The sequence below is a fragment of the Paenibacillus sp. V4I3 genome, assembly GCF_030817215.1.
Lineage (GTDB): Bacteria > Bacillota > Bacilli > Paenibacillales > NBRC-103111 > Paenibacillus_E.
The window spans coordinates 7,717,043-7,742,500 of the sequence record NZ_JAUSZA010000001.1 but is presented as its reverse complement, the minus strand read 5'-3'; the positions used below and the strand labels follow the sequence as shown (position 1 = coordinate 7,742,500).

Below are 25,458 nucleotides of genomic sequence, written 5' to 3'. Positions count from 1 at the left end.
GTTACCAAGTCCAGTCAAACTCTGAATGCCACAAACTTAAATCCGGGAGTCAGACAGTGAGTGCTAAGATCCATTGTCAAAAGGGAAACAGCCCAGACCATCAGCTAAGGTCCCCAAGTGTGTGTTAAGTGGGAAAGGATGTGGAGTTGCACAGACAACCAGGATGTTGGCTTAGAAGCAGCCACCATTGAAAGAGTGCGTAATAGCTCACTGGTCGAGTGACTCTGCGCCGAAAATGTAACGGGGCTAAACACGCCACCGAAGCTATGGCTTGCACGTATGTGCATGGGTAGGGGAGCGTTGTATGTACGTTGAATTCTGACCGTAAGGACAGGTGGAGCGCATACAAGTGAGAATGCCGGTATAAGTAACGAAAAGATCAGTGAGAATCTGATCCGCCGAAAACCTAAGGGTTCCTGAGGAAGGCTCGTCCGCTCAGGGTAAGTCGGGACCTAAGGCGAGGCCGAAAGGCGTAGTCGATGGACAACAGGTGGAAATTCCTGTACCACCGTAGCCGTTATGAGCAATGGAGTGACGCAGAAGGATAGTGACGCGAGCTGATGGATGCTCGTCCAAGCAGTGAGGCTGATGTGTAGGCAAATCCGCACATCGTAAGGCTGGGCTGTGATGGGGAGGGAAACTTTAAGTACCGAAGGTCATGAGTTCACACTGCCAAGAAAAGCTTCTAGCCAGGCGAAGGTGCCCGTACCGCAAACCGACACAGGTGGGTGAGAAGAGAATTCTAAGGCGCGCGGAAGAACTCTCGTTAAGGAACTCGGCAAAATGACCCCGTAACTTCGGGAGAAGGGGTGCCTCGGTAGGGTGAATAGCCCGAGGGGGCCGCAGTGAAAAGGCCCAAGCGACTGTTTAGCAAAAACACAGGTCTGTGCGAAGCCGCAAGGCGAAGTATACGGGCTGACGCCTGCCCGGTGCTGGAAGGTTAAGAGGAGTGGTTAGGGGGCAACCCCGAAGCTATGAATTGAAGCCCCAGTAAACGGCGGCCGTAACTATAACGGTCCTAAGGTAGCGAAATTCCTTGTCAGGTAAATTCTGACCCGCACGAATGGCGTAACGACTTGGGCGCTGTCTCAACGAGAGATCCGGTGAAATTTTAATACCTGTGAAGATGCAGGTTACCCGCGACAAGACGGAAAGACCCCATGGAGCTTTACTGCAGCTTGATATTGGACTTTGGTACGATCTGTACAGGATAGGTGGGAGCCTTTGAAGCCTGAGCGCCAGCTTGGGTGGAGGCATCGTTGGGATACCACCCTGATCGTATCGGAGTTCTAACCTGGTACCGTGATCCGGTATGGGGACAGTGTCAGGTGGGCAGTTTGACTGGGGCGGTCGCCTCCTAAAATGTAACGGAGGCGTTTAAAGGTTCCCTCAGAATGGTTGGAAATCATTCGCAGAGTGCAAAGGCATAAGGGAGCTTGACTGCGAGACCTACAAGTCGAGCAGGGACGAAAGTCGGACTTAGTGATCCGGTGGTACCGAATGGAAGGGCCATCGCTCAACGGATAAAAGCTACCCTGGGGATAACAGGCTTATCTCCCCCAAGAGTCCACATCGACGGGGAGGTTTGGCACCTCGATGTCGGCTCATCGCATCCTGGGGCTGAAGTAGGTCCCAAGGGTTGGGCTGTTCGCCCATTAAAGCGGTACGCGAGCTGGGTTCAGAACGTCGTGAGACAGTTCGGTCCCTATCTGTCGCGGGCGTAGGAAATTTGAGAGGAGCTGTCCTTAGTACGAGAGGACCGGGATGGACGTACCGCTGGTGTACCAGTTGTCTCGCCAGAGGCATCGCTGGGTAGCTATGTACGGAGGGGATAAGCGCTGAAAGCATCTAAGCGCGAAGCCCCCCTCAAGATGAGATTTCCCAGTATGTAAGACCCCTTGTAGACGACGAGGTTGATAGGTTCGAGGTGGAAGTGCAGCAATGTATGCAGCTGACGAATACTAATCGGTCGAGGGCTTAACCTAATATAGGGATCTTTAATCGTAGATTAAAGTCTCTCTGCTTGAAACCTAAGGATTACTTTACAAATGTTTCGTATCTAGTTTTCAAGGCGCAAACACGCTTTGACTGTTTGGTGATGATGGCGGAGGGGACCCACGCGTTCCCATCTCGAACACGACCGTTAAGCCCTCCAGCGTCGATGGTACTTGAACCGCAGGGTTCTGGGAGAGTAGAACGTTGCCAAGCAGTACCCACTAGTTGGGTATTTTTTTTGCCGCCTCTTTCGCGCGGAAATAAGGCCCGTTGGTCAAGTGGTTAAGACACCTCCCTTTCACGGAGGTAACAGGGGTTCGAGTCCCCTACGGGTCACCAATATCCCCACAAAGTGACGAGATGCTGACGAAGCATAGTTCTAATACTTTGCGCGGGACCCAAATGATTTCATCATGAACGCTTAGCTCAGCTGGGAGAGCACTACCTTGACAGGGTAGGGGTCGGCGGTTCGATCCCGTCAGCGTTCACCATATCACGTACATTTTGGAGCTGTGGTGTAGTGGCCTAACATGCCTGCCTGTCACGCAGGAGACCGCGGGTTCGAATCCCGTCAGCTCCGCCATTATTCCCCAAAAAGTGACGCTAAGTTTTGAAGTAACGTCCGTTTACTTTCCGGGAAACCCTATATTAACATCTAGCATGGCTCGGTAGCTCAGTCGGTAGAGCAGAGGACTGAAAATCCTCGTGTCGGCGGTTCGATTCCGTCCCGAGCCACCATACTTGAATATGCCGTTGTAGCTCAACTGGTAGAGCAACTGACTTGTAATCAGTAGGTTGGGGGTTCAAGTCCTCTCGACGGCACCATATTACCAAAAAAAGTGAAGCAAGGCTTTGTAGAAACGCCGATTACTTTTTCGGGGCCCAGCAAGACTTATTCATATGGCGGTCGTGGCGAAGGGGTTAACGCACTGGTTTGTGGATCCAGCATTCGCGGGTTCAAGTCCCGTCGTCCGCCCATTCTTTTCCAATCAAGAACTCATGTCTTAAACATGAGTCATTAGCTCAGTTGGTAGAGCACCTGACTTTTAATCAGGGTGTCGTAGGTTCGAATCCTACATGACTCATTTTGCCTTATTTACAGCATGCGCGTATGGCGGAATTGGCAGACGCACTAGACTTAGGATCTAGCGGGCGACCGTGGGGGTTCAAGTCCCTCTACGCGCATCCAAAAGTGACGAACTGGATTGTAGCTTAGTTACTCCAGTTCGGAGCTTCAATTAAGCCGGAGTGGCGGAATCGGCAGACGCACAGGACTTAAAATCCTGCGGTAGGTGACTACCGTACCGGTTCAAGTCCGGTCTTCGGCATTATCTTAACAGCATGCGCGGCTTAACTCATTAAGGCGCGCATATAAGCCGGCATGGCGGAATGGCAGACGCGCTCGACTCAAAATCGAGTCCGAAAGGGTGGAGGTTCGAGTCCTCTTGCCGGTATCGCATAACAAAGTAAAGTGGTTGGACAGGAAGCTTTCCTGATCAACCACTTTTTTTGTCGTTTAATCCCCGAATAGGATTTCGACAAGGGCTGTTCCTTTGGTCACGAGGCCTTCCTGTGGGCGATCTTATTTTGCCACAGATTTACATTACAACCAAGGATAACGTCAAACCATGTCGAATAAATGAATACATAGACTTAGTTCATTTGGAGGCATTACCGATGATAAAGAGCTTTGCGCGTACATATAGTCGTTTAAGTCTACATAAACAAATCATTTTTCCATTTATATGTATACCCCTTATATTGGGAGCTATTTATTATCTACAAGTCAATGGATTTACATCTAAAGTCACTGACAAAACGAATTTGCGCGTCATCCATCATATACAATCCGATTTATTTAATCAGTTGGACAGCTATTTTAAACCGGCGGAGTATGTGAATAGCTTAAATGTCACGTTAGAGGAAAATGGTTCTCTAAACCTACAAGATGTCGATAAGTTGGGGAAGGTTTTTCTAGAAGAAGTTCGCAATAATGACTTTATTGACTATGCTTACTATGCAAATGAATCAGGTAAATTCGTATCGTCTGGAATAAATAATGGTGTTCTAGAAATTTCTTCTTCGACAGGTGAACCTTCCAACAGGGTTATGGTCAATCAAGTCAATCAATTTGGTAATTTTATGAAGGAATTAAAGGTTGTTACGAATTTTGATGCTCGAAAACAATCATGGTATGAGCAAGCGAAATGGACGGGAACTACTTATTGGTCGAAAGTGTATGGAGGCGTATTTGAAGCTGGTCTGGGAATCACAACCTCAAAACCACTAATATCAGTTGATGGCAAAGTTGTTGGGGTTTTTGGTACGGATATTTCTCTAGATAAAGTAGCTAGGCATATGCGAAATCTTAATATTAGTAAAAGTGGTCTGGCTTTCCTTATGGAGCCTACAGGAGAATTAATTGCAACTTCAACCGGAAATACCTTATTTACGAAAAAAGGGGAAGAATATGAGAGAGTCAGAGCTAGCACATCAGAAAATAAAGTAATTAAAGAAAGTAATGGATTGATCAAAGCGAAGGCTAATAATGAATTGCAAACTCGTTCGGGTAAGTATCAAATTATGGGTGAGAATTATTTTTTAGATGTTAGTAAATATTCTTATAATGGAAATTTTGATTGGTACTTAGTCATTGCGATACCTGAACATGAATTGACAGAAGACATTCATTCTCTGCTGTTCAAGTTTAGTATAGAGGCTCTGATTGTGTTAGTTATTTTGGTCGCGCTAAGTCTTTTATTAACGAAATGGATCATTACACCTATTAAAATATTAAATGAAAAAGTGATTGATATTCGAAATGGCAATTTTGGCATTGTTATAGAAAATTATCGAAAAGACGTTATTGGCGAGCTCACCAATGCCTTTAATGAGATGTCGTCTAAGCTCAAAGAACGAAATTTAGAAGCGCTTGAATTAGAAAATACGAATGTATGTCTGATTCAAGAGTTATTGCAAGTCAATGAAAGCTTAGAGGAACGGATTGATAATCGCACTACAGAGCTTGAGGGCAATAATAAATTGTTAACAGAGGCAAAAGAAGCGGCTGATGCCGCAAATCGCGCCAAAAGCGAGTTTATTGCGAATATGAGCCACGAAATCCGTACACCCATGAATGCGATTCTTGGCTTTAATTATTTACTGCAGCAAACAGAGTTGACGGACCAGCAAAAGGATTACTTGGACAAAACGGTTCTATCCGCCAAGAGTCTGCTTTCCATTATTAGCGATATCCTCGATTTCTCGAAGATAGAGGCGAAGAAGATCGTCTTGGAACAAATCGATTTCGATTTGTATGAGGTGCTTAACAATATTTCGACGATGATGAGCTTTAAAGTGTTTGAAAAAGGGCTCAAGCTCCACTTCTCTGTTCATCACGCGGTTCCTCAGATGCTGAAGGGAGATCCGTTCCGATTAAATCAGGTGCTGCTAAACCTGTGCAATAATGCGATTAAGTTCACGGAATACGGGGAAGTAGCCATTTCCGTCCAATTGCAATCGAACAACGACCAAGGGGTTGTGCTCCGTTTTAACGTTAGCGATACAGGGATTGGTATGACTAAGGAGCAGCAAAAACAACTTTTCCGCGGGTTCACGCAAGCTGACATGTCGATGACCCGCAGATACGGGGGCACTGGCCTTGGGCTGGTCATTAGCCAAAAGCTGATCGAACTCATGGGCGGGTCAATCGACTTAGAAAGCGAGCTGGAAAGCGGGTCTTGTTTTACCTTTACCTCACGTTTTGATCACAGCACGGATGTATTTTTTAAAGTAGAGAAAGACTTTCATTTGAAGTTCCTTCGCGTATTACTTGTATGCGATAGCCCCGAGATGCAATTGGTTTTGAAAAATCAACTTGAACAATTGCAGTTCATTGTCTGTGTCATCGGGTCGGAGGTCAACGAGATAACAAATATCCACCGTGATTGTCGGTTTGATTTGGTACTTATCGACTGGCAGCTGGAACATGCGGATGCCGTTCAACTTGTGGATAATATCAAAACGAACTATTCGACGCCATCTCAAGTTCTTGTGCTGATTAGTGCTTATCACGAATCAAAATTGCAAGAGCTTGCTCATACGTCTGTTGTCATGAAAGTGCTTTACTTTCCTATTAGCCAGTCACAACTGTATAACGAAATTTTAGGTTTTTTTGAGCCTCAGATCTCTCAATCTTTGGAAAAGCGCATCTTAGAGGACCAGGATCAAGCAGAGAAATTCACTGAGCTTCGCAACGCCAACATTTTGTTAGTTGAAGATAATGAGATCAATCAGATGGTAGCCAAAGAGTTTCTAAGTGAGAAAGGGATGTTTGTCGATGTAGCGGAGAATGGTGCGGTAGCTATAAAAATGGTCGGAAATAAGCGATATGACGCCATATTAATGGACTTGCAAATGCCTGTGATGGACGGATATGAGGCTACGCGTCAAATCATAGAGATGGGCTACAAAGTTCCCCCCATTATCGCGATGACGGCTGATGCGGTGAAGGGCGTAAAGGAGCAAGTGATTGAAGCAGGAATGAAGGCATATATAACAAAGCCCTTTGAACCGATTGAACTGTTCAGTGTGCTGCAGCGTGTGATTCAAAGCACGAAATTGCAAGGCTTGTCACAAGCCGCTGCCACTGTAGAAACGTATGAAACCTTGCCTGTTTTACAAGTAAAAGAAGCACTGGAGCGTTTGGGAAATAAAACGGAATTATATCATCGGATTTTACGGCTATTTGTGCAAAATCATGCAGAAACAGCTGTTGAAATTCGAGAGGCGCTTCAAGCAGACGACATCAAGAAAGCTATCTTGCTGGTCCATACGCTGAAAGGGATTGCGTCCAATATTGGGGCGATAGATCTTTCTAGCTCAGCATATGACTTGCAGGATGCAATTCATGATACAACTCTTGATACACAAAGTAATTATGAACAGCTGGAATCTAAGCTGACAGAAGTTAATCGTAAATTACAAGAGGTTTTAGCAGCGATAGATAACTATATGGGTTAGCATAAAAGAGGCAGCGAATGTGGATACATTCGTTTGCCTCTTTTTCATTCTAATCGGTTCTGATTTTATTTAAAATAAAATTTCATGTTTTATATTTGTATTGAAATATTATTTTGTTATTCCTATAATAATAGGTATTCGGTTCACTTTGTAAACACTTACATAGATGAATTTGATTGCTTTACGAGGGGAGTAATAAACGAGATGAATATGAGCAGGAGCCAGAGGGACCTCAATGAATTGACGCTTCGGCAAAAAATCGGTCAAATGATCCTTTGTGGATTTGAAGGCACGGGTATGACCGAAGATCTGGAGAACTTTATTGAACAAAATAACATAGGCGGGGTCATTTATTTCGCTCGTAATGTACAGGATACACAGCAAGTTGCTCGGTTATCCGAGCAGCTCCAACAAGTTGCAAAGCGTTCTCAGAATCTGCCTTTATGGATATCCATCGATCAAGAGGGCGGCATGGTGGCTCGCTTAACGGAAGGCGTGGCGTTAATGCCTGGGCAGATGGCACTAGCCGCGGGAGCTCTTGAAGCAACTGACGGTTCAAAGTCTGCCTATGAGTCATCCTTTATTTCAGGGCAGGAACTACGAACGCTGGGCGTTAATATGAACTTCGCACCTGTTCTGGATGTGAATAATAATCCGGATAATCCCGTTATCGGTGTTCGATCATTCGGGGAGTCTCCGGAACTTGTCGCTGAATTTGGACGTCAGTCGATGCAAGGTTACCAGGATGCTGGGGTCGTCGCAACGGCCAAGCATTTCCCGGGTCATGGGGATACGAATGTGGATTCACATTTGGATTTACCAACGATCGAGCATTCCGAAGCGCGTATTCGTGCGGTTGAATTGGTACCTTTCGTTGCATCGATCAAGAACGGCGTGGATGCTATTATGTCAGCGCACATTTATTTCCCCGCTTTAGAATCGGCTAAGCTGCCTGTTACGCTTTCGAAGTCGGTACTTACTGGACTGCTCCGCGAGGAGCTCGGCTTTGAGGGAGTTATCATGACCGATTGCATGGAAATGAACGCTATCTCCGAGCATTACGGCACAGCACCGGCGTCTGTCATGGCGGTCGAAGCGGGTGCTGATCTTGTGCTGATCAGCCACAGCCGCGACCGCCAGCTCGCGGCCATCGACGCGCTGGAGCGCGCGGTGCGCGAAGGGCGGATTACCGAAGCGCGTATTGACGCTTCGGTAATCCGTTTGCTCGCGCTCAAGGAGCGGCGCGGCTTGTTTGAAGCGCGGCCAAATGCGGCTGCCGCGGATGAAGTGGGGACCGCGGCGCACCGCGCGGTCGCCCAGCGCCTCAGCGAGGCGAGCATCACGCTCGTCAAAGACGAGCAGAAGCTGCTCCCGCTGAAGCGGGTGAAGACGCTCGCGATCACTGTGGCCGCAGCTGTTTCGTCGGGTGTCGACGAAACATACGCGGGCCCCGCGAGCTTGGGGGCTGCGCTGGCCGAGCACGGCCTAGACGTGCTCGATCGCGTGCTGCCGCTGCCGGAGGTGGCAGCGAGGAGCGCTGGGCTGCTCGCCGAGGCGCAGCGGGCGGAGCAGATCGTTATCGGGACGTACAACGCCCGATTCCATCCCGCGCAGATCGAGCTGGTGCGAGCCCTGCAGACGCTCGGCAAGCCGCTTGTCGTCGTCGCACTGCGAGTGCCTTACGATTTGCTGGAGCTGCCGGAGATTTCAACCTTCGTCGCGGCTTATGAAAGCCGGCCGCTTGCCCTGCAAAGTGCGGCCAAGTGCTTGCTAGGTCAGCTTACTCCGCAAGGCCGGCTGCCGGTCTCGCTCGGTTTAGACTATCCTGCAGGATGGAAGTGGGAGGGTGGTTTGTGATGCTGCGTTCCCTTTTGAACCAAACATCTCTGACGGTTGCTGGAATCATGTCAGGTACTTCCCTCGACGGCATAGACGTCGCGCTTGTTCGAATTGATGGCTGCGGCGTTGACGCGAAGGTCAAGGTGCTCCACTTTGAGAGCTTCGCCTATGAAGATGAATTACGGGAAAAGCTCAAAGAATTATGTTCCATCGAACATTCCGATGTGTCTTTGCTATGCGGGATGAACTTCGCGATAGCAGAGCGCTTTGCCGATGCAGTGTTACGTGCGGCAGCAGCGGCTAACATTCCCTTGGAGCAAATTGATCTCATCAGCTCTCATGGTCAGACGGTATGGCATATTCCATTCGCGGATGAAGCGAATCCATTTCTGCCGAAATCAACCCTGCAAATCGGCGATTTATCCGTCCTTGCTAAGCGGACGGGAAGACCTGTTGTTGGCGATTTCCGTACAGCGGATATGGCGGTTGGCGGTCAAGGTGCACCGCTAGCGCCATACGGGGACTTTATTATGTTCCGCCATGAGGAAAAGGGTCGTATTCTCCAAAATATCGGCGGGATTGGCAATTGCACCGCCATTCCGGCTTCCGCATCGACCGATTCTCATCGTCTTATCGCCTTTGATACAGGACCAGGCAATATGATCATGGACCAAGTTGTCTTTGAGCTTTCACAAGGCCGGTTGACTTATGATTCGAATGGCGCGTGGGCCTCTATCGGCTTTGTAGATGTAGAGCTGCTTAATAGCATGCTGGCACATCCTTACTTCAAACTCCCTCCACCCAAAACAACGGGGCGGGAGCTCTTTGGTAAAGCATACGCCTCTTCTTATTTGGCGACTGCTCTTGAGCGAGGATTACCTCCTGAAGACATCGTCGCGACAGCAACTTCATTTACCGCGCATTCTATCGCCAATGCTTACAACGACTTCGTTTTCCCAGAGTATAACATTGCGGAAGTGATTGTTAGCGGCGGCGGGGCGCATAATCAGACGCTGCTCGGAATGCTCCGAGAGCTGCTTCCGGAGCAATCCATTCTTACATCGGATGAACTTGGCTTATCAGGTGATGCCAAAGAAGCTGTCCTCTTTGCCTTGCTGGGTAACGATTGGATTCATGGCGCGCCTAATAATCTGCCATCCGCTACCGGAGCTGAACGACCTACGATCATGGGCAAGTTAGCCCTGCCTTAGATTCTTTTGATATAGAACTGGCAGACTGCAATATCCGATGGTACTTTTAGGGAGGGCAAGAAGAGATGAATAGAAGCGAGATCACGAGGGCTCAAGAGCGCACAGCAGAGTTGTTTCTGAATTTTCCAGCACTAGCCGGGATGAGTATGACATCTTTACCGATCCCCGAATCGAGCGGATACCAGTTATAGAAGAATAGGCAGCAAAGTTTCTCAGAATGTATCCGTAGAGATTTTAGCAAGCTTTTGAATTACTTGATCCACTTTATGAATATGCTGCGACATCTTCTCCGCTGCAAGCTGCTCATCTTTAATCTCGATGGCATCGACGATGTCACGGTGTTCCTGGAGGAGCTTCTCAGCGGAAGCACGTTCAGCAAAAAACCATAGACGGCGAGAAGCCTTCATACTTTGCTGCAACCGCTCCGTCAATGACTCCATCATCCCGATCATGAGGGAATTGTGAGAGGCTTTGGCGATTTCTAGGTGAAAGCGAATGTCGGCTTGCTCGCTTTCTTCTTCATTTTCAAGTGTTGCTTCCATCGTGCTAAGGATCTGCCTGAGTGACGTCAGATTTCCTTCGGTACGGCGATTTGCGGCTAACGAAGCACAACCCGCCTCTATGAATCTTCGCACCTCCTGCACTTCCTGCAGCGTTTGGCCTTGGTCAAAGAGGCTGCTGCTGTCTATTGGCAAAGGGTTCGTAACGAAGGTGCCTCCGCCATGTCGAATATCTACCCAGCCCATTGCCTTTAATCCGCTAAGCGCTTCTCTAACCGTAGAACGGCCAACCTGAAAGCTAGCTGCAAGCTCCACGACGGTAGGAAGTTTCGAACCTGGTGCATATGTACCCGTCTCGATTTGCATTTTAATTTGCTGAAGCACGATTTCCGAGCCCTTCTGCGGTCGAATCTGCTGAAATGTCATATAATTCCCCCATGAAGTATCTATACATCTATTCAATCATAAGTTAAAATAGAAAAAAAGTCATCTGATCACATGATCAATTGTGTTGAAATAAATGAGCAGTCCCATGGGAGGTATTTATGCTTGAAAGCCGAGTAAGACAAAAACTGCAGGATATTGTAGGCGAAGCATTTTTCAAAGATGATATGGAATCTCTTGTTACGCATTCTTACGATGGGACACCCATGCTCCAAGCGCTGCCTGAAGGTGTGATCTATCCCAAAGATACGGCGCAGGTATCTGAGATTATGAAGGTGTTAAATGAGCATCGCATTCCGCTGGTCAGCCGAGGTTCAGGCACGAATCTTTGCGGCGGAACGGTCCCTGTTCAAGGGGGCATCGTGATGGTCATGCATCGAATGAATGCGATACTCGACATTGATTTGCAAAATTTAACGGCAACCGTTCAGCCGGGAATCATTACGAAGCAATTCATTGAACATATTGAAAATCTTGGCTTATTTTATCCACCAGATCCAAGCAGTATGTCGATCTCGACGATAGGCGGAAATATAGCGGAATGCTCCGGAGGTCTTCGCGGCTTAAAATACGGCACCACCAAAGATTATGTGATCGGATTAGAATGTGTCCTAGCCTCAGGCGAAATAATGCGTACTGGCGGGAAGCTGATGAAGGACGTGGCCGGCTATGATTTAACGAAGCTCCTTATTGGCTCGGAGGGTACATTAGCCGTCATTACCGAAGCAACGCTTAAGCTAATACCGCCTCCCAAATATAAGAAAACGATGCTCGCCATGTACAAAGACTTATATGGAGCAGCTCGTACGGTATCCAAAATCATTGAAAATCGCATCATTCCGGCTACCTTAGAATTCATGGATAATCCAACGATTCGTGTTGTAGACGATTTCGCCAAGTTGGGACTTCCGCTCGATATGGCAGCTATTTTGTTAATCGAACAGGATGGTGATATGGAAACTGTTGAGCGGGATATCGAACGGATCTCAGAAATTTGCCGCGAGGAGCTGGCGGATGAAGTCAGCATTGCGAGCAATCAAGAGGAAGCTCTGAAGCTGTTAACGGCAAGGAGAAGCGCCTTTACCGCTCTCGCCCGTTTACGCCCAACAACGATATTGGAGGATGCAACGGTTCCACGCTCTAAGATTGCTGATATGGTCCTAGAAATCAATCGCATAGCCGAGAAGCATCGCGTGCAAATTTGTACCTTTGGACATGCAGGAGATGGCAACCTTCATCCAACGGCGACGACGGATGCCAGGGATCACGAAGAAATACATCGTGTTGAATTAGCCTTCGAAGAAATATTTGAAGCGGCAATCGGGATGGGGGGGACGATTACTGGCGAGCATGGCGTTGGTTTAGTCAAAGCGCCTTTCTTGGAATGGAAAGTGGGAAGTACCGGAATCGCCATGATGAAAGGGATTAAGGAAGTCTTCGATCCTCACCATCTGTTAAATCCAGGTAAAATGTTTGCCAAAGAGTCCAGACGCAGGGTGGTGATTGATCGTGGCTAAGCTCGCAGCAGCAACACTTCAAGAAACACTGGTACAGAAGCTGGATTACGAGCAGTTAACCAATTGTATGCGCTGCGGTTTTTGTCTGCCAGCTTGTCCGACATTCAAGGAGACCGGCGTGGAAGCCGAATCTCCTCGCGGACGAATTTCACTTATGAAAGCGGCCGTGGATGGTATTATGGAGCCAGGTATCAGCTTCGAAGACCAAATGAACCATTGCCTAGGATGCCGCGCTTGTGAACCAGCCTGTCCGGCTGATGTGAAATATGGTCAGTTAATTGAGCAGGCGCGCGATGCAATTGAGACGCACACGAAGCAGCACAGATGGTGGGTAAGCGGTGTACGTAAGCTGGTGTTCAAGGAGCTATTCCCTCATCAAAAAAGGATGAGTTTGTTAGGATCAGGCCTTCATTTTTATAAAAAATCAGGGTTGCAAACCGTCGTTAGGAAAACAGGCGCTGTAAAGGTATTTTCCAAGCACTTATCCGATATGGAAAAAATACTCCCTGACGCTTCCAGTAAAGGGATCGTAGAGCAATTGGGCACCTACATTCCGGCAAAAGGGGAAAAGATTGCTACGGTTGGCATGTTCCGCGGCTGTTTAATGGATGTTTTGTTTACCGAAACGAACATCAAAACGGTAAAGCTGCTTTCTGAAGCGGGATTTGACGTGGTCATTCCAGAGACGCAGAATTGCTGCGGGGCTCTTCATGCTCATAGCGGTGAGAGTGATCAGGCGAAAGCTTTGGCCAAGAATAACATTCGCGCTTTCCAAGAAGCCGGTGTAGATTATATCGTGTCCAATGCGGGTGGCTGCGGCGCCATTCTAGTGGAGTATGATCATTTGCTTCACGAGGAGCCGGAATGGAAGGAAGCTTCGGCTTGGTTCGCTGCGCGAGTGAAGGACATCAGTACGATTCTAGTTGAGCAAGGACGTCCACTCCAGTTCGCAGAGACTGTTGACGGTGGAGCTTCCACTCGCGTTACGTATCAGGACTCTTGTCACCTACGTAATGTCATGAAAGGCAGCAATCCTTCCAGACAGCTTCTGAAAGAGGTAGGCAATGTTGCCTTTATTGAAATGAAAGATGCAGGTTCCTGCTGTGGCTCGGCCGGCATTTATAATGTCACACAGCCCGTAATGGCGAACCAAATTCTTGAACATAAAATGGAAAATGTGAACGCTACTGCCGCTCAGTATTTGGTTACAAGCAACCCTGGTTGCTTGCTGCAAATGAAGCTGGGTATTGAAAAGCATGGGCAAAAAGATCGCATGGAAGCCGTCCATATTGCCGACTTTTTATATGATAGAGTCGTGAAAAATTAAATCTAAGGCTGACAAAAAATAGAGCCATTATCTGGAGCTAGTTCATCTAGTTCGAAATAATGGCTCTTTTTATTTGTTATTTATAATATAATAAAACGCAAGTCGAGTGATCTATATTGTAGCTTATTTACGTTAACATGATGGGGGCGTGCGCTTATGAATATTTTAGTTACCGGGGGAGCCGGTTTTATTGCTTCACATATTGTCGATCAATTGATCATTTCTGGGCATCATGTACATATTCTTGATAATTTGTCTACAGGTCGTGAAGAGAATTTGAATCCCCTTGCTGTCTTTCATCGTGGAGATTTGTTAGATAACGGATTAGCAAAAGCATTTACCGCTGCGAGCCCAGAAGTCGTGATTCATCATGCTGCACAAATCGATATCCAGACCTCGCTTACTTATCCTTTACTAGACGCTAAAATAAACATTCTCGGAACGATAGCAGTCTTGGAACAATGCAGGGAACATGGTGTTCGGAAGCTGATTTACGCTTCATCCGCAGCGGTGTATGGAACCCCGCAATATTTGGGTGTTGATGAGCTTCATCCGATAAAGCCGCTATCCTTCTATGGTATTTCTAAACATACACCGGAACACTATATAGAGAGTTTTTCTTCTCTTTATGAGTTAGATTATACGATTTTACGTTATTCGAATGTATATGGGATTAGACAGGATCCAAAGGGTGAGGGAGGCGTAGTCTCGATTTTTGTAGACAAGCTTCTAGAGGGGAAACAACCATTGATTTTTGGTGATGGGGAGCAAACAAGAGATTTTATTTATGTGAAAGATATCGTTCGTGCAAATATGGCCGCCCTGAACCTGGGGAGCCGAGGTTTATATAATATCAGTTGGAACGAGCAGACAAGTATTAACGCTCTTCTTAAGGAAATGTGCGACATTAGCGGGGTGAGCTTCAATCCCTCCTACGCACCTGCCCGAGCTGGAGATATCATTCACAGTCGATTGGATAATCGCGCTGCGTTTACCGGTTTGGATTGGAGTCCGGTGTATACTTTAAGAATTGGCTTGCAAGAGACCGTTGACTATTACAAAGAACAAAATCCGTTATAACTAGTTGGCTGGCGTCCTTAAAATTAATAGGCTTAAACTTAAACTTAAACTTAAACTTAAACTTAAACTTAAACTTAAACTTAAACTTAAACTTAAACTTAAACTTAAACTTAAACTTAAACTTAAACTTAAACTTAAACTTAAACTTAAACTTAAACTTAAACTTAAACTTAAACAACTTCTATAGACATCTATGGAGGTTGTTTTTTTAATTGTTTCCACATCATGTTTAGTGGTACTGTTATGTGTATGGACGGTACTGGGAGGCTATATGTTTAATCACGTTAGGGATCTTCTATTCAATTTATTTCTTGTGTTTCTACCTGTTGTCCTTTACCCCTATATCATGAAGTCAGATCGTGATTATGGCTACACTCGGACAATAATTGCCATTGTTTTTTGTTTCACGCTCGTGGCTACAATGACGTTTCCGGTCGTACTTAATGGTTTTACCTTTGATTTACGCGGTATTGCGCTAAGTATAGGCTCCTTATATGGAGGCGTTTACGTCTCTCTTTTTTTATATGCGGTGGTCGTTGTCTATCGATTTATACAAGGCAGTCCCAACCAGATGGCATATATCATCGCTTTTCTACCTACTTTTTTGGTGATTATCTGGTTTGTAATCAAGTTCCAGGGATTATCATTGATTCAGAAAATGATCTCATCCATTCTTGTTTATGCTAGTATTCGTCTTATAAGTTTAACCGTTTATAGCTATCTCATAGGCAATCTGTCTACCTTATTTAATACGAATTATCCGGTTTTTTACGGTGTAATTGTTGTCCAATGCGCTATTTCCGGTTTATTTGTATACGTACTCGAAACTTTCAAGAGAAATGCCCAATTGCGCGATGAAATCATAAGAAGCGAGAAGATGAAGATTGTCAGTGATATAGCGGCATCTGTTGCGCACGAGGTAAGAAACCCCTTAACTTCGGTCAGAGGATTTATACAATTGATGGGGAAAGATGACCTTAAGACGTCGAATAGACAATATTATCAAAAAATTTGTCTGGAGGAATTGGAGCGTGCGGAGCACATCATTTCCGACTATTTAACTTTCGCTAAACCTGAACCGGAAAAAATAGAAGTAATCGAAATGAAGAATGAGATCGATTATGTAGCTAACGTCCTTACTTCCTATGCCAACTATCAAAATGTACAGATCATCAAACAAATCGAACAAGAAGAGCTTCTGATTCTTGGTGATAAAAATAAATTACGGCAAGCGCTAATTAATATCGGGAAAAATAGTATTGAGGCCATGCCTGATGGCGGGATTTTGACATTTACTGCCCATTCAATAAACGGACATGTTGTTATTTCGGTTGGAGATACAGGTATTGGTATGACCAAAGAGCAAATGAATCGACTTGGAACTCCTTATTTTTCGACCAAAGATAAAGGGACGGGCCTTGGCACAATGGTTTCGTTTAGCATTATTAGAAAGATGCAAGGTAAGATAGAGGTCAAGAGTGAAGTGGCCAAAGGTACCACGTATATGATCACAATTGCTCGATTGAACGCCTCCAAATAACCAGTGCAGCTCAGCTATCTAGCCGACTTTCTAGCAGCCGCGGGTGTCATCCCCAGAACTCTTTTGAACATGGCATGAAAATGGGGTAAGCTCTCGAAGCCGCACATTTCTGCGATGATGCTAATGTTGAGGTCGTTTTCGCTAAGCAGCTGCTTCGCTCGTATTATTCGTTTGGTTATGATATAGGCGGTAATATTCATCCCAATTAACTGCTTAAATACCCGGCTGAAATGGGCAGGCGTGACGGAGGCTTGCTTCGAAAGCGTCTTAAGGCCGATGTCTTCACAGAAATGCTGATCGATAAAGAGTAAAATTTCCCTCATCCACATAGGGGGAGCGATGGAATCCCCTGCGTTTGGCTTCGTGCCAGAACCCAAATCACGATTCAAAAAAAGCAGGAGTTGAAGGAGCTGCAGCAAGATAGCTTGCCGGTGACCCAAGTTCGGATGTTTGAATTCATATTGAATGGATTCCAACCACACATCTAGTTGTTGACGCTGCGGGAGCAGCGTTTCAAACTTGTAATTGCGGTGTTCTGCGGCTTGCTCGAAGCAATGCAAATAAGAGAAAGAGTCACCCAAGTGAAGAGTCTGTATGATGCTGGGGCTGAAATAAATCGCTGTGGACGTTACAGGTGTCTCTTTATCCGGCGTTGCCCGGTGAATCGTATTGCCTGGGATGAGGAAGAGATCACCTTGTTTCATTTCATAAAAAGTATGATCGATAAAGAAAGTTCCATTTCCTCGATACACATACACAATTTCATACCAATCATGGAAATGCTCAGGGAGCTCGCTTTGCGAGCTCTTCGTGTTTTTATAGGCAAATGAGAACGGGAAGGCATCGTTTGAATCGAACACTTTACGTACAGGATGCATATGATCTCTCCTTCAAATTAGCTCGTAGACCCATGATATCAAAAAACCGTATAAATATGCTAGATATCGTTATTTCATATGATTTATTTGGTGATACAATAGAAGAAAGCGGTACCAAATACGGATAATGAAGAGGAGAATCTTTATGCGGATCGATGCACACCAGCATTATTGGAAGATGGATCGGGGTGACTATGGGTGGCTTACACCGGAACTGTCGGCATTATATCGTGATTTTCTGCCGGACGACTTACTCTCCCACCTGCACCAGCACAACTTGAATAAAACCATTGTTGTTCAAGCGGCGCCGACATTAGAAGAAACGGATTATCTATTATCCCTAAGCGAGGAATCAGATACGATTGCAGGAGTAGTAGGTTGGCTCAATCTGAATGATCCTGACTTTCATATCCATTACAAAAGATTTAGCCAGCATCCCAAATATGTAGGCTTTAGGGTCATGATTCAAGAAATGCCGGATGCGAGTGTTATACTTGAGCCTCATTTTGTAGAAGCGATCCGTTATTTTGCCGAAAAAGATGTACCCGTTGATCTGCTTGTCGTATCTCATCAATTAGAGCCGGTGGTTCAGCTTTTGAATTTGGTTCCGGGTTTACGCGCAGTTATCGATCATATGGCTAAGCCGCGTATTGCGGATGGCGTTATTGAGCCTTGGAAAAGCCAAATGGCCGCTATTGCGAAGCATCCCAATATATATTGTAAGCTGTCCGGTATGGTGACTGAAGCCAATCATACGGAGTGGAAGCGTGAGGATTTTACTGCTTATATCCAGCATGTGATAGATGTATTCGGAGCGGAGCGTGTTTTATTCGGCAGTGATTGGCCGGTTTGTTTGCTCGCAGCAGAGTACGATGACGTTGTTGATGTGCTTACTCAAGCATTGCCAGGAAATTGGTCGGAAGCAGATAAAGCCCGCTTATTCGGACTAAATGCAAAGGAATTTTATAAATTATGAAATATCGTAAATTAGGCAAAACCGGACTGGACGTCTCTGTGCTGAGCTTTGGTGCATCCTCACTTGGATCTGTATTTCGTGAAACGAACGAAGAAGAAAGTATTCGAACCGTTCATACAGCGATTGATATGGGCATTAATCTGATTGATGTGTCTCCCTTTTATGGATTAACCAAGGCAGAGACAGTACTAGGTAAGGCGATAGCCCAGTTGGATCGGGATCGTTTCATCCTGACAACAAAGGCAGGGCGGTACGGATCCGAGGCATTCGATTTCTCGAGGCAGCGAATTCTGGAAAGTGTCGATGAGAGCTTACAGCGGCTTCGGACGGATTATATTGATATCTTATATTTACACGATATGGAGTTTGTCCCATTTAACGAGATTCTGGAAGGGGCCTTCCCTGCGCTGGATGAATTGAAGCAATCAGGTAAGATTCGTTATTTTGGGGTATCCGGTTTGCCGGTATCTATATTTGAAAAGGCATTGGCTCACAAAGAACTCGATTCCGTCTTGTCGTACTGTCACTATAGTTTGAATGATACTTCCTTGCTGGATCTAGTTCCGCTTCTGGAGCAGCATGGGGTCGGTTTGGTGAATGCATCACCGCTGTCGATGGGGCTTCTGAGCACTAGGCCAGCGGCGGAATGGCATCCAGCCTCAGGCGAAATCCAGCGATTATGTAAACAGGCTGCTGCACACTGTGCAAGTAAGGGAACTGACATTGCCAAGTTGGCTGTGCAGTATGCAACAGCGAATGAACGCATCCCTACGACGCTAGTCAGCACAGCGAACCCTGACAACATTCGCAAAAATATTGCGTGGACAGATGAACCAATGGACATCGAGCTGCTTCATGAAGTGTTAGAGATCCTGACCCCTATTCACAATAAATCTTGGATTAGTGGAAGACCCGAATATAACGAGAAGACCTATATGTAATGGGACAGGGGGAAACCAGGTATGAAAGCAATCATATGTGAACAGATCGAAAAGTTTAAACTAGTAGAAGTACAGGAGCCTAGTCTAAGAGCAGGTGAAGCTATTGTTCGCATCAAGAGGATTGGCATATGCGGGACGGATTTGCACGCGTATAAAGGGAATCAGCCGTTTTTTAGCTATCCGCGTATTCTCGGGCATGAACTGGCTGGTTATATTGAACAGATTGCTGAGGGTGTCACAGGGCTAAAAGTCGGTGATCAAGTAAGCATCGTCCCTTATATGCACTGCGGCACTTGTATTGCTTGCCGTAATGGCAAGACGAACTGCTGTACAGATATGAAGGTGCTTGGCGTACATATCGACGGGGGGATGAGAGAGCTGATCGCCTTGCCAGTCAGCCATCTCATCAAGACCGATGGGCTGACACTGGACCAAGCAGCTATGTTAGAGCCGCTGAGCATCGGAGCTCATGCAGTGAGAAGGTCCGAACTTCGCGCTGGTGAAAACGTGCTGGTAATTGGCGCTGGTCCAATCGGACTCGGCGTCATGATCCTCGCTAAGCAGCTCGGTGCGAATGTAACTGCGATGGACATTAACGATGAGCGCTTGGCCTTTTGCTGTGATTGGGCAGGAATCGACCATACGATTAATGCCTTGCAGCAGCCGAAGGAGCAGCTAGCCGCGCTCACGAACGGCGAATATCCTACCGTCGTATTCGATGCGACAGGGAACGCCAGGTCGATGACGGAGTCGTTCGGACTTGCCGCACATGGCGGCAAACTCGTGTATGTCGGACTGGTTAAGGCAGATATCACCTTCCATGATCCCGACTTTCATAAACGGGAGCTGACCTTAATGAGCAGCCGCAATGCGACCATGGAGGATTTCGACACCGTAAGTGCCGCCATGCAAGACGGCATCATCGACATCGAGCGCTACATCACGCACCGCGCGACTTTCGAGAGCATGATTGGACAGTTCGAGACTTGGTTGAAGCCAGAGTCGAAGGTCATTAAAGCGATTGTTAGTTTGTGAAAATGAAAAAGGCGTGCCCAGTTTGGGTTTGGCTGGGCGTGCCTTTGTTTGCGCTCGGATGGGGTTTCCACACTAGCCCCCAGCCTCCCGCTCCCAACCATCCGCTCTCCTAGGGAGGTCTATCAAGTTCAGAGCGCCTAAAAGGCGCTTAATTTGTAAGTTTGGAGTTTTTGTGCATGTTAGGAGCGAAAAAGCAAGCTGAAAGCGCCTTTTTGGCGCTCTCAGGCCGCGTAGAGGTTGTTCAGGTACCGACTCCAAGTTATTTTCACCTCGGCTCAATCCCCGGGACTCTCCAGCTCTGCAACGAAAGCAGAAGCCGCGGTCGATAGCGGCATATTTTTCAAAGTGATAATTCCGATCTTAGTCGACGGAATGGTAGCGTCAATATTCACCTCAAACAAGCTTCCGTCTGCCAGCTCCTTCGCTACAAATTCTTTGGTTACGAAGGAAACGCCAAAGCCGATCTTTGCGAATTCGATGAGTAAATCCACGCTGCCGAGCTCAATTTCCGGTTCCAGCAGTAAGCCATTTTCACTGAAAATTCGGGTGACGAATTTCCGTGATGAGCTATTACTCGAAAATAAGATGATCGGGTAGGTTAACAGCTTAGCAAGGGAGACTTTTCCCATTGACAGCTCTCGGTATTTTGGCCCCGTTACGAAGCAATCCTGAATAGTAATACCTTCGTGCACTTGCAATTGATCATCAAGAATAGGCGTCCTGACAATTCCAATATCAATCTTGCCTTCCTTCAGATGCTTCACAATTTCCGGTGTCGTTCCGTGGACTAAGTTAATCTGCACATGTGGATACTGCACGTGAAATGACTCCAAAAAAGGGAGCAGATAGTGTTTGCACAAGGAGTCACTGCCGCCAATTTTGATTTCTCCGCTCGAGAAATTACGAAGCTCACTTAATTTCTCTTCCGCGAGTGAAATGAAATTGTAAGCCTGTTCGATGTAGGAAAACAGCACAGCACCTTCCTTAGTAAGCTCGACGCCTTTGGACGTTCTGGCAAACAGCTGCAGCCCCAGAGTCTCCTCCAACAATTTGATCGAGTGAGAGACGCTGGGCTGGGTAATATAAAGCTCTTTTGCTGCTTTAGATAAGCTGCCAGATTTGGCAGTCAGATAAAATACTTTATAAAGCTCAAAGTTCACCATATAGACACCTTCTATAGCGAGTATCGAAACTATCAATTATTTGAATGCTTCATCTATCCTTATAATAAAGAGTAGATGGAATTAATACAACCAAATTGATGGAGGCGAATCTCTTTTGAATCAGACAACTGTTGGCATTGAAGAGTTAAGCATCAATACAATTAGAACGCTTACAATCGATGCAGTCGAGAAAGCGGCTATGGGTCATCCTGGTATGCCGATGGGTGCTGCGCCTATGGCGTATGCACTTTGGACACGGCACTTGAAGCACAATCCGACGAATCCCAAATGGGTTGATCGTGATCGATTTGTTCTTTCTGCAGGACACGGCTCGATGCTGCTTTATAGTTTGCTGCACCTAAGTGGTTATGATGTAACCATTGACGACATCAAGGAATTTCGTCAATGGGGCAGCCGCACACCCGGGCATCCGGAGTATGGTCATACAGCAGGTGTAGAAGCGACAACGGGACCACTTGGCCAAGGGGTTGCCATGGCTGTTGGTATGGCAATGGCCGAAGCTCATCAAGCTTCCGTCTACAATAAACCGAACTTCCCAATCGTTGATCACTTCACGTATGCTATTTGCGGAGACGGCGACTTGATGGAAGGTGTTTCCTCCGAAGCTGCTTCTTTGGCAGGTCATTTGAAATTGGGCAAGCTAATTGTGCTCTACGATTCAAATGATATTTCGCTCGACGGCGAGTTAAACATGTCGTTCTCTGAAAATATCCGGACGCGTATTGAATCCTATGGTTGGCAATACTTACGTGTGGAAGAACAAAACAACGTCGAGGCGATTTCCGCCGCGATCGAAGAAGGCAAGGCGGATCTCGGTCGTCCAACCCTGATTGAAATCAAAACAACGATCGGCTACGGCAGTCCGAACAAAGCCGGCAAAGGCGGCCACGGCGGTACGCATGGCTCGCCGCTAGGCAAAGAAGAGCTGTTGCTGACGAAGCAGGCTCTGGGCTGGCCGCTCGAGCCGGATTTCTACGTCCCGGCCGAGGTCTACAAGCACTTCGCCCAGCACAAGGAACTGGGCGCTCAAGCCCAAACCAGCTGGGAGCAGCTGTGGAACAGCTACCAGGCTGCGCACCCGGAACTCGCTCAGCAATTCGAGCTCGCGAATCGCGGCGACCTTCCAGCGGACTGGAACGCCGATGTGCCGCGCTTTACCCCAGAGAGCGGCGCTATTTCGACGCGTACAGCTTCTGGCAAAGTGATTAACGGCTTGGCGAAGCGGGTACCTCAACTAGTAGGCGGCTCCGCCGACCTAGCGAGCTCCAACTTCACCATGATTAATGACGCCGCGGCATTCAGCGCTGCCGATTACAGCGGCCGCAACTTCTGGTTCGGCGTCCGCGAGTTCGCCATGGGCGCAGCGCTGAACGGCATGCTGCTGCACGGCGGATTGCGCGCTTTCGGCGGAACGTTTCTCGTGTTCAGCGACTATTTGCGCGGCGCGATTCGCTTGTCCGCGCTCATGAAGCTCCCAGTTGCGTACGTGTTCACGCATGACAGCATCGCTGTCGGCGAAGACGGCCCTACGCATCAGCCAATCGAACAGATTCCATCCCTGCGCATGATTCCGGATCTGACGTTGTTCCGTCCTGCGGACGCTAACGAAACTGCAGCAGCTTGGGAGTATGTTCTCCAAGCGAAGGAAGGCCCGTTCGTATTCGCGCTTTCACGTCAGAATTTGCCGGTGCTTCCGGGCACGGATCAGCTTGCTTATGCTCATATTCATCAAGGAGCATATGTGTTATCTGATGTTGAAGCATCAGCGACCCCTGATATTCAACTTATCGCAACGGGCTCTGAAGTGAGCTTAGCACTTGACGTGAAGAAGCAGTTGGCGCAAGATGGTATTGGGGCTCGTGTTATTTCCATGCCAAGCCGTGAATTGTTCGAGCAGCAGCCAGAAGAGGTGCGCAGTGCCATCCTTTTACCACAAGTAAAAGCAAATGTTGTCATTGAGATGGCCTATCCTGCAGGATGGGAAGAGATTACGGGAGGCGATGGCTTCGTTGTTGGCATCCGTAAATTTGGTGCATCAGCGAAGGCAGATCGAGTAATTCGTGAATACGGCTTTACAGCAGATGCAATCGTTCAACAAATCAGACAGAAGTATTTCCAATAAGAGCCCACAAAAGGGAGAAAAGGTAGGGATACAGATGAAATTGTTTATCGACACAGCCAATGTAGACGAAATTCGCAAAGCTCACGCGTTAGGTGTAGTAGCAGGAGTAACAACTAACCCTTCACTGATTGCTAAAGAAGGTAGAGATTTCTTCGAAACCGTGAAAGAAATTATCTCCATTGTCGGCGATGTACCGATTAGTGCAGAAGTCGTTTCATTGAAAGCAGACGAAATGGTTGAGCAGGGCAAGAAGCTTGCTAAGCTAAGCCCAAATGTTGTTATTAAGCTTCCAATGACATTGGATGGACTTCAAGCGACTAGCGTTTTCAGATCACTGGGCATCCCAACGAACGTAACCTTGATCTTCAGCTCGACGCAAGCTTTACTTGCTGCACGCGCAGGAGCAACTTACGTATCGCCATTTATTGGACGTTTGGATGATATCAACCAAGTGGGTATGAATCTAATTAAAGAAATCAGCCAAATTTTCCAAGTACACGGTATCAAATCCGAAATCATCTCTGCCAGCGTTCGTCACTCTGCTCACGTGATTGAAGCTGCTCTTGCAGGGTCACATATCGCTACAGTGCCTTACAAGGTTATCGAATCCATGAGCAAACACCCGCTGACAGATGCGGGGATCGAGAAGTTTTTGGCGGATTGGGAAGGCGCAAAGCAAGAAAAGTTTTAAACTTTAGTAATAAGGCAGCCTAGTAACGTTCACACTGTTCGGGGGATCATTCACCGTCAATGGTGTGAACGTTTTTTTTTGCTTCGTGTTTGCTATGACGCCAATTAGGCAACAAAGGTTAAAAAGGAGGAATTTATGATGCCGATGATTCAAGTTATAGGGAAAGAAGCAGAAACATTTGAGGCTGAAGAAGGAAAAAAGCTCGTTTTGTCCCTCATGGACCAAGGGGTAGACATTTTGCATCGCTGTGGGGGTAACGCCAGATGTGCAACCTGCCGTGTTGAAATCATTGAGGGGGATGCTGGTCCCATGAATTCGACAGAGGCTGCTATTCGAGAGACTAAAGGAATCACGGAAGACAATATCCGCTTATCCTGCCAAATTCATGTACATGCTGAGCTCACGGTTAAACCGTTAATGACGGCTTCTGAAACAGGTATGGATCCTGGTCCGCGTCCTGCTGAGTAATTTTCGCATTTCATCTCGATTAATAGAACGAAGAAAGATTCGCTTTTCTAAAAAAAGCGGGTCTTTTTTTTCGTCATAGGCTATAGTAAAAGTAGTATTTTATTCAGTGTATCAAAAGGAGTCATGTATCGAATGATTATTAGCGACGTTAGGCATTTTGAACAAGAACGCCATCTGTGGCCCACAGCGGTTGGACGAGGTATCGATTACATTCTGAATCGCAACTTAGGTGAAGCGGAAGCGGGTAGATATGACCTAGAAGGCGATAATGGTCATCTTATGTTTGCCAATGTGCAGGAGGTTGTGACCCGACCATCTGCGGAGCAAATGCCTGAGTCTCATGTAATATATACGGATATTCAATTTCTGGTCAGCGGCGAGGAAAAGCTTTGTTTCTACAAGCTCCATCCTGACGCCAAAGTGGTCGATAATAAGTTCGACTCGCATGATATCGCCTTTTACGAATCGGATCCTTCGCAGCAAGAAACCGAGATTCTTTTGAAACCAGGCATGTTTGCGGTTTGCTTCCCATCGGATATCCACCGTCCGAACTGCTCCATTTCCGAGGTCAAGACGAATAAGAAGATTGTTATTAAAATCCATAAAGATCTCTTGCAGTTGTAGTTTATCAGTTCCACTGAACTTTCCCAGCCTCTTATAGGTCTTCGGAAAGTTTTTTTAGTAACTG

At 46.8% G+C, this 25,458-nt stretch carries 18 protein-coding genes, 10 tRNA genes and 2 rRNA genes (1 of these 30 running past the window's edge); 27 read left to right on the top strand and 3 right to left on the bottom strand.

The genetic code is table 11. The features are described 5' to 3' along the window. The 16 genes from QFZ77_RS35695 to QFZ77_RS35620 all read left to right on the top strand — a co-directional run. Positions 1–1,985, top strand: a 23S ribosomal RNA gene (locus tag QFZ77_RS35695); it begins 933 nt to the left of the window's first position. A gap of 106 nt (positions 1,986–2,091) precedes the next feature. Then, positions 2,092–2,208, top strand: a 5S ribosomal RNA gene (gene rrf / locus QFZ77_RS35690). Positions 2,209–2,259: 51 nt separating this feature from the next. Next, a tRNA-Glu gene (locus QFZ77_RS35685) sits at positions 2,260–2,334 on the top strand. A 76-nt stretch (positions 2,335–2,410) separates the two neighbouring features. Next, positions 2,411–2,486, top strand: a tRNA-Val gene (locus QFZ77_RS35680). Between the two features lie 15 nt (positions 2,487–2,501). Next, positions 2,502–2,578, top strand: a tRNA-Asp gene (locus QFZ77_RS35675). A 79-nt stretch (positions 2,579–2,657) separates the two neighbouring features. Beyond that, positions 2,658–2,733: transfer RNA gene (locus QFZ77_RS35670), tRNA-Phe, on the top strand. Between the two features lie 11 nt (positions 2,734–2,744). Then, positions 2,745–2,820, top strand: a tRNA-Thr gene (locus tag QFZ77_RS35665). 78 nt (positions 2,821–2,898) lie between these two features. Further along, positions 2,899–2,971: transfer RNA gene (locus tag QFZ77_RS35660), tRNA-His, on the top strand. A gap of 36 nt (positions 2,972–3,007) precedes the next feature. Beyond that, positions 3,008–3,080: transfer RNA gene (locus tag QFZ77_RS35655), tRNA-Lys, on the top strand. Positions 3,081–3,100: 20 nt separating this feature from the next. Further along, positions 3,101–3,180: transfer RNA gene (locus tag QFZ77_RS35650), tRNA-Leu, on the top strand. A 57-nt stretch (positions 3,181–3,237) separates the two neighbouring features. Next, positions 3,238–3,323: transfer RNA gene (locus QFZ77_RS35645), tRNA-Leu, on the top strand. A 47-nt stretch (positions 3,324–3,370) separates the two neighbouring features. Further along, positions 3,371–3,449: transfer RNA gene (locus tag QFZ77_RS35640), tRNA-Leu, on the top strand. 223 nt (positions 3,450–3,672) lie between these two features. Continuing rightward, positions 3,673–7,017: a response regulator gene (locus QFZ77_RS35635; protein WP_307448097.1), complete on the top strand. Its 3,345-nt coding sequence runs from the start codon at positions 3,673–3,675 to the stop codon at positions 7,015–7,017. A 204-nt stretch (positions 7,018–7,221) separates the two neighbouring features. Further along, positions 7,222–8,874, top strand: a complete 1,653-nt coding sequence (nagZ, locus tag QFZ77_RS35630; protein ID WP_307448095.1) for a beta-N-acetylhexosaminidase — start codon at positions 7,222–7,224, stop codon at positions 8,872–8,874. Beyond that, entirely contained in the window at positions 8,874–10,067 is a 1,194-nt protein-coding gene (locus tag QFZ77_RS35625; RefSeq protein ID WP_307448092.1) for an anhydro-N-acetylmuramic acid kinase, read from the top strand. Before nagZ ends, QFZ77_RS35625 begins: the two co-directional genes overlap by 1 nt. A 65-nt stretch (positions 10,068–10,132) precedes the next feature. Then, a complete protein-coding gene (locus tag QFZ77_RS35620; RefSeq protein ID WP_307448089.1) occupies positions 10,133–10,258 on the top strand; it encodes a hypothetical protein in 126 nt (41 codons plus the stop codon). A gap of 21 nt (positions 10,259–10,279) precedes the next feature. On the opposite strand, the gene QFZ77_RS35615 is transcribed toward QFZ77_RS35620, so the two are convergent. Further along, positions 10,280–10,993 (bottom strand): FadR/GntR family transcriptional regulator, encoded by a 714-nt coding sequence (locus QFZ77_RS35615; RefSeq protein ID WP_307448086.1) that lies wholly within the window; start codon positions 10,991–10,993, stop codon positions 10,280–10,282. A 119-nt stretch (positions 10,994–11,112) separates the two neighbouring features. On the opposite strand from QFZ77_RS35615, the gene QFZ77_RS35610 reads away from it, so the two are divergent. From QFZ77_RS35610 to QFZ77_RS35595, 4 genes are all read left to right on the top strand, one after another. Then, positions 11,113–12,528, top strand: a complete 1,416-nt coding sequence (locus QFZ77_RS35610; protein WP_307448083.1) for an FAD-linked oxidase C-terminal domain-containing protein — start codon at positions 11,113–11,115, stop codon at positions 12,526–12,528. After that, positions 12,521–13,855, top strand: a complete 1,335-nt coding sequence (locus QFZ77_RS35605; RefSeq protein ID WP_373462703.1) for a (Fe-S)-binding protein — start codon at positions 12,521–12,523, stop codon at positions 13,853–13,855. The genes QFZ77_RS35610 and QFZ77_RS35605 overlap by 8 nt, the downstream gene beginning before the upstream one ends. Positions 13,856–14,011: 156 nt before the next feature. Further along, entirely contained in the window at positions 14,012–14,935 is a 924-nt protein-coding gene (locus QFZ77_RS35600; protein WP_307448079.1) for an NAD-dependent epimerase/dehydratase family protein, read from the top strand. Between the two features lie 271 nt (positions 14,936–15,206). Continuing rightward, complete coding sequence (locus QFZ77_RS35595; RefSeq protein ID WP_307448076.1) at positions 15,207–16,475, top strand: ATP-binding protein; 1,269 nt, start codon at positions 15,207–15,209, stop codon at positions 16,473–16,475. Positions 16,476–16,489: 14 nt separating this feature from the next. Here the strand turns inward: QFZ77_RS35595 and QFZ77_RS35590 are convergent, their stop codons facing one another. Further along, a complete protein-coding gene (locus QFZ77_RS35590; RefSeq protein WP_307448072.1) occupies positions 16,490–17,353 on the bottom strand; it encodes an AraC family transcriptional regulator in 864 nt (287 codons plus the stop codon). Positions 17,354–17,498: 145 nt separating this feature from the next. Between QFZ77_RS35590 and QFZ77_RS35585 the strand changes: the two genes are divergently transcribed. From QFZ77_RS35585 to QFZ77_RS35575, 3 genes are read left to right on the top strand one after another with little or no spacing between them, the layout of a single operon-like run. Then, positions 17,499–18,329: an amidohydrolase family protein gene (locus tag QFZ77_RS35585; protein ID WP_307448066.1), complete on the top strand. Its 831-nt coding sequence runs from the start codon at positions 17,499–17,501 to the stop codon at positions 18,327–18,329. Further along, positions 18,326–19,270: an aldo/keto reductase gene (locus tag QFZ77_RS35580; protein WP_307448063.1), complete on the top strand. Its 945-nt coding sequence runs from the start codon at positions 18,326–18,328 to the stop codon at positions 19,268–19,270. Before QFZ77_RS35585 ends, QFZ77_RS35580 begins: the two co-directional genes overlap by 4 nt. 21 nt (positions 19,271–19,291) lie before the next feature. After that, positions 19,292–20,305, top strand: coding sequence for a zinc-binding alcohol dehydrogenase family protein (locus tag QFZ77_RS35575; RefSeq protein WP_307448060.1), 1,014 nt, complete (start codon positions 19,292–19,294; stop codon positions 20,303–20,305). Positions 20,306–20,580: 275 nt separating this feature from the next. Here the strand turns inward: QFZ77_RS35575 and QFZ77_RS35570 are convergent, their stop codons facing one another. Beyond that, positions 20,581–21,468 carry a LysR family transcriptional regulator gene (locus QFZ77_RS35570; RefSeq protein WP_307448057.1) on the bottom strand — a complete coding sequence of 296 codons (888 nt, stop codon included), beginning with the start codon at positions 21,466–21,468 and terminating at the stop codon, positions 20,581–20,583. Between the two features lie 115 nt (positions 21,469–21,583). On the opposite strand from QFZ77_RS35570, the gene tkt reads away from it, so the two are divergent. The 4 genes from tkt (at position 21,584) to QFZ77_RS35550 (ending at position 25,394) form a co-directional block, all read left to right on the top strand. Beyond that, positions 21,584–23,611 (top strand): transketolase, encoded by a 2,028-nt coding sequence (gene tkt, locus QFZ77_RS35565; protein WP_307448054.1) that lies wholly within the window; start codon positions 21,584–21,586, stop codon positions 23,609–23,611. A 34-nt stretch (positions 23,612–23,645) separates the two neighbouring features. Next, a complete protein-coding gene (fsa, locus tag QFZ77_RS35560; protein ID WP_047682483.1) occupies positions 23,646–24,302 on the top strand; it encodes a fructose-6-phosphate aldolase in 657 nt (218 codons plus the stop codon). A gap of 138 nt (positions 24,303–24,440) precedes the next feature. Then, the gene (locus tag QFZ77_RS35555; protein ID WP_307450077.1) at positions 24,441–24,770 is read left to right on the top strand and encodes a 2Fe-2S iron-sulfur cluster-binding protein; all 330 of its coding nucleotides are present in this window, start codon (positions 24,441–24,443) and stop codon (positions 24,768–24,770) included. Positions 24,771–24,902: 132 nt separating this feature from the next. Continuing rightward, positions 24,903–25,394, top strand: a complete 492-nt coding sequence (locus QFZ77_RS35550) for a NanQ anomerase/TabA/YiaL family protein (RefSeq protein ID WP_307448047.1) — start codon at positions 24,903–24,905, stop codon at positions 25,392–25,394. The last annotated feature ends 64 nt before the right edge of the window (positions 25,395–25,458 follow it).